Source organism: Streptomyces sp. NPDC045431 (assembly GCF_040646655.1).
GTDB lineage: Bacteria > Actinomycetota > Actinomycetes > Streptomycetales > Streptomycetaceae > Streptomyces.
Genome location: NZ_JBEZAQ010000006.1, coordinates 54,046 through 70,494, shown reverse-complemented (window position 1 = coordinate 70,494; position 16,449 = coordinate 54,046). Strand labels below are relative to the sequence as shown.

Genomic DNA, 16,449 nt, shown 5'->3' with positions numbered 1-16,449 from the left:
ATGCAGAGGGGTGCAGAAAGGGGTGGCAGATGCGATACGTCGACCACCGGCTGCTCGCCGCCGCACGCGACGCCGGGCGCCGCAGGCCCGCCGTGGCGGTGGCCGCGCGGGTGCTGTCGGCCGGCGGCGAGCACGCGGCGCTGTGGCTGGCCGCGGGGCTCGCGGGCGCGGCGGCCGACCGGGAACGGCGCGCGGCCTGGCTGCGCGCCACCGCGCTCGTCGGTGCGGCGCACGGGGTGAGCATGGGCGCGAAGCGGGTGGTGCGCCGGCCGCGCCCGAGCGACGCGCCCGCGCTGGTCCGCACCGCCGGACGGCACTCCTTCCCCAGCTCCCACGCCACCTCCGCCACCGCCGCGGCGCTTCTCTTCGCCGCCCTCCGCCCCCGCGCGGGCCGGGTGACCGCGCCGCTGGCCGCCGCGATGTGCCTGTCCCGCCTGGTGGTGGGCGTCCACTACCCGACGGACGTGGCGGCGGGCGCGCTGCTCGGCGCCGCGACCGGCCTCGCGGGCGCGGGCTGGGCGAGGGACGGGCGGGCGGTGCGCGATGCGTGAGGCCCGCGGCGGGCTGACACCCCCCGCCCCGCCCCCGCCCCGCACGGCCCCCGGCGTCACCGACCCGCCCGGACCGCGCGCGACGGCCCCCCGCCCGGTGCGGCGGCCCGCGCTGCCCACCGTGGGGCTCGGGGTGCTGCGGGCGGCGCGCCCGCGCCAGTGGGTGAAGAACGTGCTCGTCGTCGCCGCGCCCGCCGCCGCGGGCGAGCTCGTCTCGCGGCACACCGCGCTCCAGCTCGGCGTGGTCTTCCTGCTGTTCACGGCCGCCGCCTCGGGCGTCTACCTCGTCAACGACGCCCGCGACGCCGACGCCGACCGGGCGCACCCCGCCAAGTGCCGCCGCCCCGTCGCCGCGGGCGAGGTGCCCGTACCCGTGGCGTACGCGGCGGGCGTCGCGCTCGCGGTGGGCGCGCTCCTCGGCGGGGCCGTGCTCTGCAACGCCATGACGGCCGCCCTCCTCGCCGCCTACCTGCTCATGCAGTTCGCCTACTGCCTGCGCCTCAAGCAGGTCCTCGTCGTCGACCTCGCCGTCGTCACGACCGGCTTCGTCCTGCGCGCCATGATCGGCGGTGTCGCGCTCGCCATCCCGCTCTCGCGCTGGTTCCTCATCACCACCGCCTTCGGCGCCCTGTTCATGGTGGCGGCCAAGCGGTACTCGGAAGCCGTGCAGATGGCCGGCCGGAACGGCACCACGCGTGCGCTGCTCACCGAGTACACCACCGGCTACCTCCGCTTCGTCTGGCAGCTCGCCGCCGGGGTCGCCGTCCTCGGCTACTGCCTCTGGGCCCTGGAGAACAGCGGCACCTGGCGCCAGCTGTCGATGATCGCCTTCATCCTCGCGGTCCTCCGCTACGCCGTCTTCGCCGACCGCGGCGCCGCCGGCGCGCCCGAGGACGTCGTCCTGCGCGACCGGCCCCTCGCCGTCATCGGCCTCGTGTGGACGGCGATGTACGGGATGGCGGTCGCCGACCTTTGATCCGGACGCGACGCCGGGAAGTTCTGGGCTTCCTCGGCGTGGGCGGCGTCGCGTACGCGGCCGACCTCGCCGTCTTCCTCCTGCTGCGCCGCACGGCCCTCGACCCGCTCGCCGCGAAGGCGCTCTCCTTCCTCGCCGGCTGCACGGTCGCCTACCTGGGCAACGCCCTCGGCACCTACCGCCGCAGGGCCCTCGACCTGCGGCGGTACGCCATCTTCTTCGGCGTCAACCTCGCGGGCGCCGCCGTGCAGGTGGCCTGCCTCGGCGTCTCGCGCCACGGGCTCGGGCTCACCTCCCCGCTCGCCGACACGGTCTCCGGCCTCGGCATCGGCATGGTTCTCGCCACCTTCCTGCGTTTCTGGGGGACGAGGACCCTGGTCTTCGGGGTACGGGGGTAGGCGGGTCCCATGGACTGGCTGACCAACCTTCCCCTCATCGGCCCGTGGGCCGCGCGTCTCATGCGGACGCACGCGTGGCGTTCGTACGAGACCCTCGACCGCGTCCACTGGACGCGCCTCGCCGCCGCGATCACCTTCGTCAGCTTCGTCGCCCTCTTCCCGCTGATCGCCGTCTTTGCCACCGTCGGCGCGGCGCTCCTCAGCGACGAGCAGGTGCGCCGCCTGGAGGGCACGCTCGCCGAGCAGGTCCCCGGCATCTCCGACCAGCTCGACCTGAACGCCCTCATCTCGAACGCCGGTACCGTCGGGCTGGTCGCCGGCGCCGTGCTGCTGTTCACCGGCATCAACTGGGTCGGTGCCATGCGCGACTGCCTGCGCGCGGTGTGGCGCATCGACGACTGCGACGAGGGCAACCCCTTCGTCCGCAAGGGCAAGGACGCCGTCATCCTCGTCGGCCTCGGCGCGACCGGCCTCGCCTCGCTCGCCGCCTCCGCCTTCGGCTCCACCGCCGTCGGCTGGACCGCCGAGCGGCTCGGCATCCCCGAGAGCGGCGCCGGCGGCGTACTCCTCCAGGCCGGCGCCCTCGCGGCCGCCGTCCTCGCCGACTTCCTGATCCTGCTCTACGTCCTGACCCTGCTGCCCGGCGTGGAGCCGCCGCGCCGCCGCCTCGTCGTCGCGGGGCTGATCGGCGCGGTCGGCTTCGAGGCGCTGAAGCTGCTGCTCGGCGGCTACATGAGCGGCGTGGCGGCGAAGTCGATGTACGGCGCCTTCGGCGTGCCGGTCGCGCTGCTGCTGTGGATCAACTTCACCGCCAAGCTGCTGCTGTACTGCGCCGCCTGGACGGCTACCGGCTCCCTGAGTGAGGCGGACGACGACGGCGTACGAGCTCCGGAAGCGGCCAGCGGCGGTTGACCAGGAACACCGCGCCCGCCAGCAGCACCAGCGCCCCGCCGGCCACCGCCAGGGCGGTCCCGGCGCCACCGCCGCCGCCGGTCTGGGACGCGGCGACCGGCGCCTTGGTCGCCGCCTCGCCGTTGCCCGTCTCGATCTGCCGCGTGTCCGAGCTGCCCGTACGCGCCGACTTCGGCGGCACCAGCTCACCGACCGGCCGGACCTTCCCGGCCGCCGCGAAACCCCAGTCCAGCAGCCGTGCCGCCTCCTTGTAGACGGCGTGGCTCTCCTTCGCGGACGGGTTCATGACCGTCACCAGCAACACCTTGCCGTTGCGTTCGGCCACCCCGGTGAAGGTCGCGCCGGCGTGCGTCGTACTGCCGTTCTTCACGCCCGCGATGCCCTTGTACGGCATGACGCCGAGGTCACCGGTGAGCAGCCGGTTGGTGTTCTGGATCTCGAACGTCCCGCGCTTCTTGTCCCCGGGCTTCAACTCCCCGGGGAACTGAGCGCGCGGTGTCGAGCAGTACTCCCTGAAGTCCTTCTTCTGCATGCCGCTGCGCGCGATGAGGGTGAGGTCGTACGCGGACGAGACCTGGCCCTCGGCGTCGTAACCGTCCGGCGAGACGACGTGGGTGTCGAGCGCCTGGAGCTCGTCGGCGCGGGCGTTCATGTCCTTGACGGTCTGGGCGATGCCGCCGTTCATCTCGGACAGGACGTGGACGGCGTCGTTGCCGGAGCGCAGGAAGACGCCGAGCCACAGGTCGTGGACGGTGTACGTCTGCTTCTCCTTGACCCCCACCAGGCTGGAGCCCTCGCCCACCTTCGCCAGGTCCTGCTGCGTCACCAGGTGCGACTTCGTCTTGTCGAGCTTGGGGAGCAGCGTGTCCGCGAAGAGCATCTTGAGCGTCGAGGCGGGGGGCAGCCGCCAGTGCGCGTTGTGCGCGGCCAGCACGTCGCCGCTCTCCGCGTCCGCGACGACCCAGGAGCGCCCCGTGACCTCCTTGGGGAGGACCGGTACGCCGGGCGCCAGGTTGACCTGGGTGCCCGGGCGGCCGAGCGCCTTGCCGCCGACCGTCGACATGATCGCGGGCGGCTTGGGCTGCTTGTCCTCCTTGGTGTCCGCCGACGCGGGGACAGCCGTGAGGGCGGGGAGCAGCGCGGCGGCGGTGACCGTCAACGCGGTCTTTTTCAGAGCTGACACGATCGAGAACGTACAGGGCACGTTCGCGGTTGGCGCTACCACCCACACCCCACCCGGCGCACGGCACGCCTTCGGGGGTGGCGATACTGGCTCCATGAAGCTCAGCCGCTCCGCCTCCTGGTTCCTGCTCGCGTTCGGGGTGTGGAGCTGGGTCATCTGGATCACTTTCATCAAGAACCTGTGGAAGGACGCGAGCGGACTCGCCTTCGACGACGCGGGCGACCCGACGGCGTACTTCTGGGTTCATCTGCTGCTCGCCGTGACGTCCTTTGTTCTGGGGACGGTGGTCGGGGTCATCGGGTTGCGCGGCGTCCGCGCACTGCGTCGCGGCTCACGCCGCGCCTAGGGGGTAGGGGCCGTGTCCGTGCTGCTCGTCGTGGTGTCGATCGTCGTGGTGCTCTCTCTGCTGGGCGCGGTGCACTGGTACGTATGGCGGTGCCTGGTGCGCGACGTGACGCTGCCCGGGAGCCTGGCGCGGCGTGCGGGCACGGTCGCCCTGGTGGTGCTGCCGCTGCTGTCGCTCGGCGCCCTGACGGCGGGCCGGGCCGGCGCGCCGTTCTGGCTCCAGCGCGTGCTGGCCTGGCCGGGCTTCCTGTGGCTGGCGCTGCTGCTGTACGTGGTGCTGGCGCTGGTGGTGGGCGAGGCGGTGCGGCCGCTGCTGCGGCGGTGGCTGGAGGCGCGGGGTGCCGCGGCCGCCGAGCCCCCGGTCCGGCCGGAGCCCGCGCCGGCGGAGGCGGCGGGAGCGGCTCTGCCCCGGGTCTGCGGGACCGCCATGGCCGCCGGAGCCGCTCTGGCCGCGGGCGGTGCCGGAGGTGCCCGGCCCGCGGACTCCACCGGAGCCCCGGCAGCCGCGCCCGAAGCACTCGCGCCCGCACCCGCAGCACCGCCGGTGCCCGCCGAAGCCCTCGCGCCCGCCGCGCCTGCCGAGCCCGCCGCGTCCGGAGCGGGAGGCCCCGGGTCCTCCGCGGCCCTCTCCCGCCGGCTCTTCGTCTCGCGTGTCGTCGGCGGCACGGCGGCCGGCGTCGCGCTGGGCACCGTCGGGTACGGCGCCTACGGCGTCCTGCGCGGACCGCGCGTCAAGCGGGTGACGGTGCCGCTCGCCAAGCTGGGGCGGAGCGCGCACGGGTACCGGATCGCGGTGGTGAGCGACATCCACCTCGGGCCCATCCTGGGGCGCGCCCACACCCAGCGGATCGTCGACGCCATCAACGCCACCCAGCCCGACCTCGTCGCCGTCGTCGGCGACCTCGTCGACGGCAGCGTGGAGAACCTGGGCCCCGCCGCCGAGCCGCTGGCGCGGCTCCGCGCCCGCGACGGCTCCTTCTTCGTGACGGGCAACCACGAGTACTTCTCCGGCGCCGAGGAGTGGGTCGACCACGTCCGCGAGCTCGGGCTGCGCCCGCTGCGCAACGAGCGCGTCGAGATCGCGGGCTTCGACCTGGCCGGGGTCAACGACGTGGCCGGCGAGAACTACGGTGACGGCCCCGACTTCGTACGCGCCCTCGGCGACCGCGACCGGGCCCGCGCCGCCGTGCTGCTGGCGCACCAGCCGGTCGTCATCCACGACGCCGTACGGCACGGGGTCGACCTCCAGCTGTCCGGCCACACGCACGGCGGTCAGCTCTGGCCCGGCAACGTCCTCGCGGACCTCGCCAACCCCACCCTCGCCGGGCTCGAACAGTACGGCGACACGCAGCTGTACGTGTCGCGCGGCGCCGGGGCCTGGGGGCCGCCGGTACGGGTCGGCGCACCCTCGGACATCACGCTGGTGGAGCTGGCTTCGAAGCAGGCGTGACACCGCCCGGCAGGAACTCCTCCAGCACCTCGTGCGCCTGACGCACCAGGGGCCGCAGCAGCCGGAAGCGCGAGAGCGCGATGGCGCGGGCGGCGATGGGCGCGGTGCGCTCGACGAGGCGGCGGCTGCGCTCGGCGCGGTCCGAGCGGTCGTACACCCAGTACAGCACCAGGCCCATGTGCATCAGCCACATCAGGTGGGGGAGGAACTCCTCCAGCTCGGGCGCGGTCTTGGTGTCGGAGCCGGAGAGCACCCGCCGGTGGATGGAGATCACGGCCTCGCGCGCGGCGACCGACTCGGGAGAGAAGGGGCTGAGGGGGCTCTCGGGGTCGGCGGCGTTCTTGAAGAACTGGGCGGCGAAGCGGTGGTACTGCTCCGCGACGTCCAGCCAGGTCAGCAGGGAGTCGCGGATGCGGACGGCCAGCTCCCGGTCGCCCGCGAGGACCGGCTGGACCGCCACCTCGTGCTCGGCGGCCAGCCGGTCGTAGAAGCCCTGGACGAGGTGCTCCTTGGACGAGAAGTAGTAGTACGCGTTGCCGACGGAGACGCCGGCCTCCTGGGCGATGGCCCGCATCGTCGTCTTGTCGTAACCGCGCTCCTGGAAGAGCCGGAGCGCGGTCTCGAGGATGAGGGTGCGCGTCTGCTCACTGCGCGGAGCCTTCGCCTTCGGCGCCTTCGGCGCCTTGGCCGCCTGGCCCGCCTGGCCCGCCTTCGCGCCCCTGGCTTCCGGTGCGCTGGCCTCGGCCGTCACGTCGGTCCCGTCCTTCTTGCGCTTCTCGTCCTTCTCGTCCATCACGGTGACCGAGCCTAACCGGGCGTCCCCGGCACCCCGCACCGCCCGCCCTCGCAGCCGCTCCCGGCCGTCGACGCACGCCACTTGGCGGCGGCGAGGACGGTGGCCCGGGCGAACGGCAGGCCGGCCGGGGTGGCGAGCCAGTGGGCCTTCGGCCGGTGCTCCGCCAGCGCCCAGAGGCAGACGATGAAGGCGGCGGTGGAGCGGTAGACCTGCCCGGCGTCCCCGACGACGGTGATCTCGTTCAGGGTCGACCGGTGGTCCAGCCCCGGGAACCGGCGCCGCGCCTCCTCGGAGGCGGCGGGCACCAGGTCCAGCGGGACGAGCTGCGGCTGGCGCAGCAGCCAGTGCCGCAGGTGGACGCAGAGCGGGCACTGCGCGTCGTACAGCACGGTCAGCCGCTTCACGGGGGTGGACGGTGCCACCCGGTCGGTCGCCACGGCCGGCTCACCAGCGCGCAGTGGGCGCGGTCCAGCCCTGCGGCGGCACCGGCGGCACCACCTGGCGCTCCATGGCCCCGCGTCGGCGGATCTTGTTGAGCACGTACACATTGCCCAGGTGCATCACGCCGAGCACGAGCAGCACGACCCCGAGCTTGACCGAGAGCGCCTCGAACAGGTGCCGGGCGTCGGTGACGGCTTCGTCCTGGCTGAGGTAGAGGGCGACGAAGCCGAAGTTGACCAGGTAGAAGCCGACAACCAGCAGGTGATTGACGGCCTCGGCGAGCTTCTCGTCGCCCTTCAGCACATCAGCGAGGAAGATCCGCCCGTTTCGGCTGAGGGTGCGCGCCACCCAGATGGTGAGCGCGACGCTGATCAGCAGGTAGACGACATACGCGACGACAGTGAGGTCCATGCCCCACCCTCCCTTGAACGCGTTCAAAAGCTGGCAGGACTGACTCTAGACCTCTGTTTGAACACGTTCAACGCGGGGGTCGGTGACCCCCGTCACGCGCCGCACCCCCGGCACCGGAGCCGTGCCGGCGCACAGGGCCGCCACGGTCGGCGCCGCGGCGACAAGCGGCACTTCGGGCCCCCACAGCACGGCGGCGGGCGGCGCGAGCGCGTACCCGAGCGGCATGGCGGCGAGCGAGAGCAGCCAGTCGTACGACGTGACGCGGGCCAGCGCGTGCGGCGGTACGGCCCGCTGGACGGTGGTCTGCCATATCGGCGTCAGGAAGCCGAGCCCCATCTGGCGCGCGCGGCCGGGATGACGGCGTCACCCGTGAGGGACAGGGCCCGTCCGGCGAACAGGAGTTGAAAGGGGCGCGTGCGCAGGGGATGAGGCGGTGGTGGAGAGGGTGGCGTGATCGGCAAAGACCGCCGACGCGTCATCGCCGAGCTCACCGCCGAAGGCCGGGCGACCTGGCGGGGCGCGATGGACGCGGTGGGCCACGAGGAGTACCGGCTGCTCGGCGTGCTCAGCGAGAGCGAACGGGGAAGCCTCAACGACATGCTGCGCCGGATCATGCTGCTCGCCGAGCGGCCCCACCCCCGGAAGGACGAAGGGGCGGCCCGGGAGCCCGAAGCTCCCCGGGCCCTGACCCCGTGAGGGCCGAGCGGGCCCTCACCCAAGCCGTCGGTCAGTGTTCGCAGAGGGAGAATTCCCGCTCGTAGACCTGGTCGTTGTGCTCGGCCACGAAGAACTTGCGCTCCCGCATGAGCTCTTCGCGGTACGCCTTCGCCTGCTCGAGCGTCATCGTGGAGGTGGCGGACCACGGTTGCTGCGGCGGGACGTCGGAGGTCGAGACGATCGTCGTCGAGGGGTCGACCAGGAAGAACGCGAGGATCTTGCGGTGCCCCGGGCGGGTGGGGTCCGCGAGGCGGAACGAGCCGACGCGGTGTTGCAGGATGTTCGGGAACGCCAGGCAGCGACCCGCCGGCGTCGCCGCCGATCCCAGCACCTGGTTGAGCGCGTCCTCGTTCTCCAGGCCGTAGACCTCGCGCATCCCCGCGTCGTCGTTCTGTTCGTAGTCCGGGTCGTTGAGCGCCGCGCGGAAACTCAGCCGGCTCTCGGTGATGTTCTCGCTGTCCCAGTAGTAGATGCCGGTCGAGACGATCCGCTCGTTCAGCATCCCCTCGACGTGCCAGGAGCCGCCCGCGTACTCGGGCTTCTCCGGGGTGAGGTGAATGGTGGCGAGCTTGACGATGACCTGGAGGCGGCGGCCGCGCAGGTCGACCCGGGCGGCTTCGCCGGGCAGCTCGGGCGGGGTGAAGTCCGGCGCGTCCGGCACGACCGGGCGGCGGTTCTCCCACCAGCCGTCCTGGGCCTTTTCCCACGCGCGTACGGCTTCCGCACGGGCCGCGGCGTCACCGGAGGAGGACGGGTCCGGGAACTCCGGTTCCGAGCCGTACCACCCGTAAGGATCGGCCTTGATCCGCAAGGGTCGCGGATGGCGCAGGTCGGTGAGCACGTTCTCCCACAGCGGCAGCATGCGCGCGAAGACGTCCGGCAAGACGGCGGCGAGTGCGTGATGGGTCTCGGGGTGGACGTTGTTGACGTACGAACGGAAGGCGGCGCCGCCCTCGTCACTGACGTCGACGTCCGTGGGCAGCCACTGGAACCTCTCCGAGAACTCGTGCTTCGAGTAGCGGTCCGTCGGGTTCTTCCAGGCCCACTCGGGCCCCCCGCTCACCTCTCGCACCAGGCAGAACAGCGAGGGGTGCACCAGGTCCAGCACCTGTCCGTCCGAACCCGGATGCCAGTCCCGTTCCGCCTCGGGCACCTCCTCCAGGACCCGGACCGCCTCGCGCAGCCGGGACGTGAGCTCGTCGTCGACCAGCGTGTCCGACTGCCACACCCCGTCGACGGCGGACACCTCGATGCCGGTCCGCCCGTCCCGCAGCGCGGCGTAGTGCCCGAGTTCCGCGAGCACGTACCGGACCTGCGCTTCGGTGAGCCCCTGGGCGACCGCCTCCCGCGTCCACCGCGCGACGATGCCGGCGTCGTGCATCTTGTCGAACCACCCCGGCTTCGCCCGGATGTGGGCGCTGCACTCCATCATCTGCAGCTCCCGCAGCGTCCGGGGTGTCGCGAAGGCTATGGAACGCGAGGCTTGAAAGGGCAGCGGAAAGGCGGAGAGGCCGGACAACTCTGGTCATCCCTACGGTCGGTGAGCAGTCCGGGAAGGATAGCCCGGCGCACCGACACCACAACGGCGGGGCACGGCCGTCCGGCCCGTCGGCCGGAGCCCCTGGTGACGGGCCCCGGCCGACGGGCCGGTGAGCACGGACGAGCGCGGGCGGACTAGTCCGAGACGGTGATCGCCTGCACCGGGCAGGCGCGGGCCGCCTCGCGGACCAGGGGTTCGCCGGCGCCGTGCTCGGCGCCCGGCAGCAGCTCGCCGAAGCCGTCGTCGTCCTGGGTGAAGACGCGGGGCACCGTCAGCGCGCACTGGCCCGCTCCGATGCAGACGTCCTTGTCGATGGAGATTCGCATACCGGACATCAACTCACCAGGTCACGGGGAGTTCCAGCATCCCCTGGATCGTGTCGCCCGGCTTGAACGGGATCTCCTCCGCCGGTGCCGCCAGCCGCAGCCCCGGCAGCCGGTCGAAGAGGGAGGTGAGCGCGATCTCCATCTCCGCGCGCGCCAGGTTCTGCCCCAGGCACTGGTGGATGCCGAAGCCGAAGGCGACGTGGTGGCGGGCCGAGCGGTGCCAGTCCAGCGTGTCGGGGTCGGCGTACGCGGCCGTGTCGCGGTTGATGACCGACGTGGAGAAGACGACACCGTCGTTCGCCCGGATGGTCGCCCCGTCGACATCGATGTCCTCCGTGGCCACCCGCAGCATCCCGTCCGCGATCGACAGGAACCGCAGCAGCTCCTCCACGGCCGCCGGCATCAGCCCCGGGTCGGACTTCAGCTCGGCCAGCTGCTCCGGGTGGCGGAGCAGGGTGTACGTACCCAGCGAGATCATGTTCGCCGTGGTCTCGTGACCGGCGACGAGCAGGATCACGGCCAGGTCCACGACCTGCTGCCGGTCGAGGTGCCCCGCCGCGAGCTGCTGCGCCACGAGGTCGTCGATGACGCCGTCCCCGGGATTGGCGCGTTTGCGGTCAACCAGCTCGCCGAGGTAGCCCTCCAGCAGATCGCGGGCCTCCGTGGTGTCCTCGGCCGTCGGGCCCCGCAGCAGCCGGCGCGACTGCGCCTCGAAGAAGTCGTGGTCGGCGTACGGCACACCGAGCAGGTCGCATATGACGATGGACGGCACCGGCAGCGCGAACGCCGACACCAGCTCGGCCGGCGGCCCCTGCTCGACCATCGCGTCGAGCAGCTCGTCCACGGTCGCCTGGATGCGCGGTCGCAGCTCCGCCGTCCGCCGGAGCGTGAAGCCGGGGATGAGCATGCGCCGCTGGGCGTTGTGCTCCGGGTCGTCGTACCCCAGCAGTGCGGCACGGCGCTGGTCGCGTACGGCGGCGAAGCGCTCCGAGGGGAGGGGGAACGCCTTGTGCGTGGTGTCGGTCGACAGGCGCTGGTCGGTCAGCAGCGTGCGCGCGGCCGCGTGTCCGGTGACGACCCACACCGAGCGGCCGTCGTAGAGCGTGACCCGGGACAGCGGCCGCGCCTCGCGCAGCGGTGCGTAGGCGGTGGGCGGGTGGTAGGGGCAGGTGCGGTCCTGAGGGAACGAGACGGTTTCCGTCATGGTGGCCTCACAAGCGTGTATCGGCGACGGAGCGGTCGTGCTCCGTACCGATCTCCACTACATGCCCGAGGCACCTAATAGGTCTACGCGCAGTTCGGCCAATCCACCGGAACGGCCGAAGGGGCCGGTCGCTACACGCTGAGCGAGCGCGCGTAGTTGAGCTGGCCCATCACGAGGGGGAACGTCTCGGGGCCCGTCGCCGGGATCATCGTGGAGTGGTACCGCCCGCCACTGCTGACCGTGACCTGGATGAAGCCGACCGTCTGCTTCTCCTTCATCAGCAGGAACAGCAGCCCCAGCAGGCAGAACACGGCGAAGACGACCGCCAGCACGACCGCGTGCGTCGGGATCCGCTCCTCGGTGCGCGACATGTCGGTGGCGTTCCACACCGCGCCCTTGAGCGGCATGGTCCCGGCGGGCGTCACGATCGAGTCCGGCAGGACGGTGATGTCACCGATGGACAGCAGGGGCGCCCCCGCACCGCCGGTGGGGACCGGCGGGTACGGGTGCTGCGGGTAGCCGTACCCCGGCGCGCCGCCGGGGTATCCGTACCCGGGCGCCCCCGGGGGGTGCGCCGGGCCCCACGTGTACTCCCCGTCCCTGTACTCCCCGCCCGCGTACGGATTCGGCTCGCTCATCTGTCCCCGTTCCTGACAACCACGAAGGCCCGTTCCTGTACGGAAGAGCGTACAGAAACGGGCCCTCTGACGGTGCGTCAGGCGTGGCGGAGGGTCAGAAGCGACGCGTGATCAGCGCGCGCTTGACTTCCTGGATCGCCTTGGTGATCTCGATACCGCGCGGGCAGGCCTCCGTGCAGTTGAACGTGGTGCGGCAGCGCCACACGCCGTCCTTGTCGTTGAGGATCTCCAGCCGCTGCTCCCCGGCCTCGTCACGCGAGTCGAAGATGAAGCGGTGCGCGTTGACGATCGCGGCCGGACCGAAGTACTGGCCGTCGTTCCAGAACACCGGGCAGGACGACGTGCACGCGGCGCACAGGATGCACTTGGTCGTGTCGTCGAACCGCTCGCGGTCCTCGGCGGACTGGATCCGCTCACGCGTCGGCTCGTTGCCCTTGGTGACCAGGAACGGCATCACGTCGCGGTACGCCTGGAAGAACGGCTCCATGTCCACGACCAGGTCCTTGAGGACCGTCAGGCCCTTGATGGCCTCGATCGTGATGGGCTTCTCCGGGTTGATGTCCTTGATCAGCGTCTTGCAGGCGAGCCTGTTCTTGCCGTTGATCCGCATCGCGTCGGAGCCGCAGATGCCGTGCGCGCAGGAGCGCCGGAAGGTGAGCGAGCCGTCGACGTCCCACTTGATCTTGTGGAGACCGTCGAGCACGCGCTCCTTCGGGTCGATCTCGATCTGGAAGTCCTGCCACTGCGCCTCGTCGGAGATCTCCGGGTTGAAGCGGCGGATCCGGAAAGTGACCGTGATGTACGGCGAGGCGGCCGACTTGGCCACCGCCTCGTCCTTGTCCATGACGGGGGTAGCCATCAGTACTTACGCTCCATCGGCTGGTAGCGGGTCTGGACGACCGGCTTGTAGTCGAGGCGGACGGTCTCGGTGCCGTCGTCGCCGACCTCGCGGTACGCCATGGTGTGGCGCATGAAGTTGACGTCGTCGCGGTTCGGGTAGTCCTCGCGGTAGTGACCGCCGCGCGACTCCTTGCGGGCCAGGGCGGACACGGCCATGACCTCGGCCAGGTCGAGCAGGTTGCCCAGCTCGATGGCCTCCAGCAGGTCGGTGTTGTACCGCTTGCCCTTGTCCTGGATCGCCACGTTCCTGTACCGCTCGCGCAGCTCCGCGATCTTCTCGACCGCGGTCTTGATCGTCTGCTCGGTGCGGAACACCATCACGTTGGCGTCCATCGTCTCCTGGAGCTCCTTGCGGAGTACGGAGACCCGCTCGGTGCCGGTGGAGTTGCGCAGCCGCTCGACCTGCTCCTGGACGAAGGAGGCGGGGTCGTCCGGCAGCTCGACGTAGTCGGCCTTCGCCGAGTACTCGGCGGCGGCGATGCCCGCCCGCTTGCCGAAGACGTTGATGTCGAGCAGCGAGTTGGTGCCCAGGCGGTTGGCGCCGTGCACCGACACGCACGCGACCTCGCCGGCCGCGTACAGGCCCGGCACGACGGTGGTGTTGTCGCTGAGGACCTCACCCATCACGTTGGTCGGGATGCCGCCCATGGCGTAGTGCGCGGTGGGCTGGATCGGGATCGGGTCCGTGTACGGCTCGATGCCGAGGTACGTACGCGCGAACTCGGTGATGTCCGGGAGCTTGGCGTCCAGCTGCTCCGGCGGCAGGTGCGTCAGGTCCAGGTAGACGTGGTCGCCCTCGGGGCCGCAGCCGCGGCCCTCGCGGATCTCCGTGTAGATGGACCGGGACACGACGTCACGCGACGCCAGGTCCTTCATGACGGGCGCGTACTTCTCCATGAAGCGCTCGCCGTCCTTGTTGCGCAGGATGCCACCCTCACCGCGGGCGCCCTCCGTGAGCAGGATGCCCATGCGCCAGATGCCCGTCGGGTGGAACTGGAAGAACTCCATGTCCTCCAGCGGGATGCCACGGCGGTAGCAGGCGGCCTGGCCGTCACCGGTCAGGGTGTGCGCGTTCGACGTCACCTTGAAGAACTTGCCGGTGCCGCCGGACGCGTAGATCACGGCCTTCGCCTGGAAGACGTGGATCTCGCCGGTGGCCAGCTCGTAGGCGACCACACCGGCGGACTTCTTGACGCCGTCGACCTCGGTGATCAGCTGGTCCAGGACGTAGAACTCGTTGAAGAACTCCACGCCCTCCTTGACGCAGTTCTGGTACAGCGTCTGGAGGATCATGTGGCCGGTGCGGTCCGCGGCGTAGCAGGACCGGCGGACCGGGGCCTCGCCGTGGTTGCGGGAGTGGCCGCCGAAGCGGCGCTGGTCGATGGTGCCGTCCGGGGTCCGGTTGAACGGCAGGCCCATCTTCTCCAGGTCGAGGACGGCGTCGATGGCCTCCTTCGCCAGGATCTCGGCGGCGTCCTGGTCGACCAGGTAGTCACCGCCCTTGACCGTGTCGAAGGTGTGCCACTCCCAGTTGTCCTCCTCCACGTTCGCCAGCGCGGCGGCCATGCCGCCCTGCGCGGCGCCCGTGTGGGAGCGGGTCGGGTAGAGCTTCGTCAGCACGGCGGTACGGCTGCGCTTCGTCGCCTCGATGGCGGCGCGCATGCCCGCGCCGCCGGCGCCGACGATGACGGTGTCGTACTTGTGGATCTTCATGCGGATTTCCTCAGCCCCGTGCCTAGCGGATGTTCGGGTCGAAGGTGAAGATCACCAGCGTGCCCAGAAGGATGGTGAACACCGTGGCGGTGTACAGCAGGCCCTTGAGCCACAGGCGCGTGTTCGGGCGCTCGGCGTAGTCGTTGATCACGGTACGCAGGCCGTTGGCGCCGTGCAGCATCGCCAGCCACAGCATCAGCAGGTCCCAGACCTGCCAGAACGGGGACGCCCAGCGGCCGGCCACGAAGGCGAAGCCGATCTTGGAGACGCCGCCGTCCAGCACCAGCTGGATCAGCAGGTGGCCGATGACGAGGACGACGAGGACCACGCCGGACAGGCGCATGAAGAGCCACGCGGCCATCTCGAAGTTGCCGCGCGTCGACTTCGGCGTCTTCGTGGTGCGCTTGCGCGGCGGCTCGATCAGCGGGGCGGGGTGGTCGACGTCGTAGAGGCTCACGCCCTCGACGGGACCGACCGCGGACTTGGTCAGATCAGTGGACATCTCTGGCGTCAGCTCCCGAACAGTTCACGTGCGGCGTGGCCGAGGACGGGGTAGATGGCGCCCGCCATCAGCACCACCCAGACGACCATCACGGTCCAGAGCATGTGCTTCTGGTAGCGGGTGCCCTTGGACCAGAAGTCCACGGCGATGACACGGAGACCATTGAGCGCGTGGAAGAGGATGGCCGCGACGAGGCCGTACTCCAGCAGCGCGACGAGCGGCGTCTTGTACGTGGCGACGACATCGTCGTAGGCCTCGGGCGAGACGCGGACGAGAGCGGTGTCCAGTACGTGTACGAACAGGAAGAAGAAGATGAGGACGCCGGTGACTCGATGAGCCACCCACGACCACATGCCTTCCCGGCCGCGGTACAGCGTTCCAGCCGGCACGGAAAAACCCTCCGGGAGCGGGATTGGGGCCGGCCGGCTTCTCTGTCGGTCTGGCCCGGCCGGGTACGGTCCACCGGCCCCGGTCATCGTAGCGACGCTTTGTCGGTTCGCTCGCGCGGGGTCCGCCAGTGTGATCAAACAGGCAATCAAACGAGCACGTACGGGCTACCCGGGCGCCCACAATCCGCCACAAGGCGGGACAATCTGGCGCGAGCCAGACGGCGCAGCTCGTCGGCGGCGACGGCACGCTCCTCGTCGGGTGCGTGGCCCAGCCGGCAGCGGATTCCGGCCAGCACCTGGTCGACGTGCTCCTCGGGGCGGTAGCCGTCCAGGCAGATCACGAAGGCGTGCCCGAAACGCTGCTGGTACGCGGCGTGGGCGGCCTCCAGCGCGGTGTGCGCGGCCGCGGGCGTGCCGGGCGGCAGCACGGGCGGGGCCTCGTCGGCGAGCGCCTCGACCAGGTCGGCGGCCGACAGGTCGTACCCCGCCTCGTCCGCGGCGGCGAGCAGCGCGTCGAGCGTGGGGTACGGCCGGTGCGCCGCGACCCGCCGCCCCCAGCGGGGGCTGCCGCAGCAGGCGAGCAGCGCGGCCTCGGCGTCCCGGCGCGGGGCGGCGTTGAACCGGGCGAGCCCGTCGGCCGCGGGGCGTGCGCCGGGTATGGCGAGCGGCCGTTTCGGGGTGCCTGCGGTGGATTCGGCGGCCATCGTGGGCTCCTCGAACGGGACAGGTGTGAGGGGTGGTCACAACGTTACACAGGGTGAGCGGGAGGTGTCCGAGAGATGCAAGAACTTCACCCGGACGGGAGAGTTTCCGTGGAGATGCTGGACGAATGCGACAGGAGATGGTCGCGTGAGCGGCGTGACTCGGCACCTGACGTGGCCCTCGACGGACGCTTCCGGCGGCGGTGCGGCCGCTGACCTGACGGCCCCCGCCGGCGGGGGCGGGACCCGGCCTCTGCCCGCCGGCCCGCCCGCCGACGCGGGCGCGTCCCGACGCTCCGATCCTTCCGGCGGTCCCGGTACTCCCGGTACGGCCCTCGGGCGTGGCGCGCGCCGTA

19 protein-coding genes and 2 pseudogenes are annotated in these 16,449 nt (G+C 71.5%); 7 read left to right on the top strand and 14 right to left on the bottom strand.

Annotation, left to right across the window (positions count from 1 at the left end):
• Window positions 1-29: 29 nt before the first annotated feature.
• From AB0A69_RS15780 to AB0A69_RS15765, 4 genes are read left to right on the top strand one after another with little or no spacing between them, the layout of a single operon-like run.
• On the top strand, window positions 30-551 hold the full coding sequence (locus tag AB0A69_RS15780) for a phosphatase PAP2 family protein (protein WP_361421002.1): 522 nt from the start codon (window positions 30-32) through the stop codon (window positions 549-551).
• The gene (locus tag AB0A69_RS15775; protein ID WP_361420999.1) at window positions 544-1,527 is read left to right on the top strand and encodes a decaprenyl-phosphate phosphoribosyltransferase; all 984 of its coding nucleotides are present in this window, start codon (window positions 544-546) and stop codon (window positions 1,525-1,527) included. The genes AB0A69_RS15780 and AB0A69_RS15775 overlap by 8 nt, the downstream gene beginning before the upstream one ends.
• Complete coding sequence (locus AB0A69_RS15770) at window positions 1,527-1,925, top strand: GtrA family protein (RefSeq protein WP_361421664.1); 399 nt, start codon at window positions 1,527-1,529, stop codon at window positions 1,923-1,925. The genes AB0A69_RS15775 and AB0A69_RS15770 overlap by 1 nt, the downstream gene beginning before the upstream one ends.
• Before the next feature lie 9 nt (window positions 1,926-1,934).
• Window positions 1,935-2,837, top strand: a complete 903-nt coding sequence (locus AB0A69_RS15765) for a YihY/virulence factor BrkB family protein (RefSeq protein WP_361420996.1) — start codon at window positions 1,935-1,937, stop codon at window positions 2,835-2,837.
• Here AB0A69_RS15765 and AB0A69_RS15760 read toward each other — a convergent pair.
• Window positions 2,800-4,020, bottom strand: a pseudogene (locus tag AB0A69_RS15760) (D-alanyl-D-alanine carboxypeptidase); the annotation flags it as partial. The gene AB0A69_RS15765 and the pseudogene AB0A69_RS15760 overlap by 38 nt on opposite strands.
• A 94-nt stretch (window positions 4,021-4,114) precedes the next feature.
• Between AB0A69_RS15760 and AB0A69_RS15755 the strand changes: the two are divergent.
• Window positions 4,115-4,366 carry a hypothetical protein gene (locus AB0A69_RS15755; protein WP_355363835.1) on the top strand — a complete coding sequence of 84 codons (252 nt, stop codon included), beginning with the start codon at window positions 4,115-4,117 and terminating at the stop codon, window positions 4,364-4,366.
• 18 nt (window positions 4,367-4,384) lie between these two features.
• On the top strand, window positions 4,385-5,815 hold the full coding sequence (locus tag AB0A69_RS15750; RefSeq protein ID WP_361421661.1) for a metallophosphoesterase: 1,431 nt from the start codon (window positions 4,385-4,387) through the stop codon (window positions 5,813-5,815).
• Here AB0A69_RS15750 and AB0A69_RS15745 read toward each other — a convergent pair.
• The 4 genes and pseudogenes from AB0A69_RS15745 to AB0A69_RS15730 form a co-directional block, all read right to left on the bottom strand.
• Window positions 5,781-6,611 carry a TetR family transcriptional regulator gene (locus AB0A69_RS15745; protein ID WP_361420993.1) on the bottom strand — a complete coding sequence of 277 codons (831 nt, stop codon included), beginning with the start codon at window positions 6,609-6,611 and terminating at the stop codon, window positions 5,781-5,783. The genes AB0A69_RS15750 and AB0A69_RS15745 overlap by 35 nt on opposite strands.
• An 11-nt stretch (window positions 6,612-6,622) precedes the next feature.
• Window positions 6,623-7,048 (bottom strand): DCC1-like thiol-disulfide oxidoreductase family protein, encoded by a 426-nt coding sequence (locus tag AB0A69_RS15740; RefSeq protein WP_361420990.1) that lies wholly within the window; start codon window positions 7,046-7,048, stop codon window positions 6,623-6,625.
• A gap of 7 nt (window positions 7,049-7,055) precedes the next feature.
• Window positions 7,056-7,463, bottom strand: a complete 408-nt coding sequence (locus AB0A69_RS15735) for a hypothetical protein (RefSeq protein ID WP_361420987.1) — start codon at window positions 7,461-7,463, stop codon at window positions 7,056-7,058.
• 45 nt (window positions 7,464-7,508) lie between these two features.
• Window positions 7,509-7,796, bottom strand: a pseudogene (locus AB0A69_RS15730) (hypothetical protein); the annotation flags it as partial.
• Between the two features lie 117 nt (window positions 7,797-7,913).
• Here AB0A69_RS15730 and AB0A69_RS15725 point away from each other — a divergent pair.
• The gene (locus AB0A69_RS15725; protein WP_361420984.1) at window positions 7,914-8,159 is read left to right on the top strand and encodes a hypothetical protein; all 246 of its coding nucleotides are present in this window, start codon (window positions 7,914-7,916) and stop codon (window positions 8,157-8,159) included.
• A 31-nt stretch (window positions 8,160-8,190) separates the two neighbouring features.
• Here the strand turns inward: AB0A69_RS15725 and AB0A69_RS15720 are convergent, their stop codons facing one another.
• The 9 genes from AB0A69_RS15720 to AB0A69_RS15680 form a co-directional block, all read right to left on the bottom strand.
• A complete protein-coding gene (locus tag AB0A69_RS15720; RefSeq protein ID WP_361420981.1) occupies window positions 8,191-9,699 on the bottom strand; it encodes a DUF4246 domain-containing protein in 1,509 nt (502 codons plus the stop codon).
• 155 nt (window positions 9,700-9,854) lie between these two features.
• Window positions 9,855-10,046 carry a ferredoxin gene (locus AB0A69_RS15715; protein ID WP_361421658.1) on the bottom strand — a complete coding sequence of 64 codons (192 nt, stop codon included), beginning with the start codon at window positions 10,044-10,046 and terminating at the stop codon, window positions 9,855-9,857.
• Window positions 10,047-10,059: 13 nt separating this feature from the next.
• Complete coding sequence (locus AB0A69_RS15710) at window positions 10,060-11,250, bottom strand: cytochrome P450 (RefSeq protein WP_361420978.1); 1,191 nt, start codon at window positions 11,248-11,250, stop codon at window positions 10,060-10,062.
• A gap of 131 nt (window positions 11,251-11,381) precedes the next feature.
• Entirely contained in the window at window positions 11,382-11,888 is a 507-nt protein-coding gene (locus AB0A69_RS15705) for a hypothetical protein (protein ID WP_361420975.1), read from the bottom strand.
• 94 nt (window positions 11,889-11,982) lie between these two features.
• Window positions 11,983-12,747, bottom strand: a complete 765-nt coding sequence (locus AB0A69_RS15700; protein WP_361420972.1) for a succinate dehydrogenase iron-sulfur subunit — start codon at window positions 12,745-12,747, stop codon at window positions 11,983-11,985.
• Entirely contained in the window at window positions 12,747-14,501 is a 1,755-nt protein-coding gene (gene sdhA / locus AB0A69_RS15695) for a succinate dehydrogenase flavoprotein subunit (RefSeq protein WP_361420969.1), read from the bottom strand. The genes AB0A69_RS15700 and sdhA overlap by 1 nt, the downstream gene beginning before the upstream one ends.
• Window positions 14,502-14,523: 22 nt before the next feature.
• Window positions 14,524-15,003 carry a succinate dehydrogenase hydrophobic membrane anchor subunit gene (locus AB0A69_RS15690; protein ID WP_361420966.1) on the bottom strand — a complete coding sequence of 160 codons (480 nt, stop codon included), beginning with the start codon at window positions 15,001-15,003 and terminating at the stop codon, window positions 14,524-14,526.
• 8 nt (window positions 15,004-15,011) lie between these two features.
• Window positions 15,012-15,392 carry a succinate dehydrogenase, cytochrome b556 subunit gene (gene sdhC / locus AB0A69_RS15685; protein WP_361420963.1) on the bottom strand — a complete coding sequence of 127 codons (381 nt, stop codon included), beginning with the start codon at window positions 15,390-15,392 and terminating at the stop codon, window positions 15,012-15,014.
• A 146-nt stretch (window positions 15,393-15,538) separates the two neighbouring features.
• Entirely contained in the window at window positions 15,539-16,096 is a 558-nt protein-coding gene (locus AB0A69_RS15680; protein ID WP_361420960.1) for a 2-oxo-4-hydroxy-4-carboxy-5-ureidoimidazoline decarboxylase, read from the bottom strand.
• Window positions 16,097-16,449 lie beyond the last annotated feature (353 nt).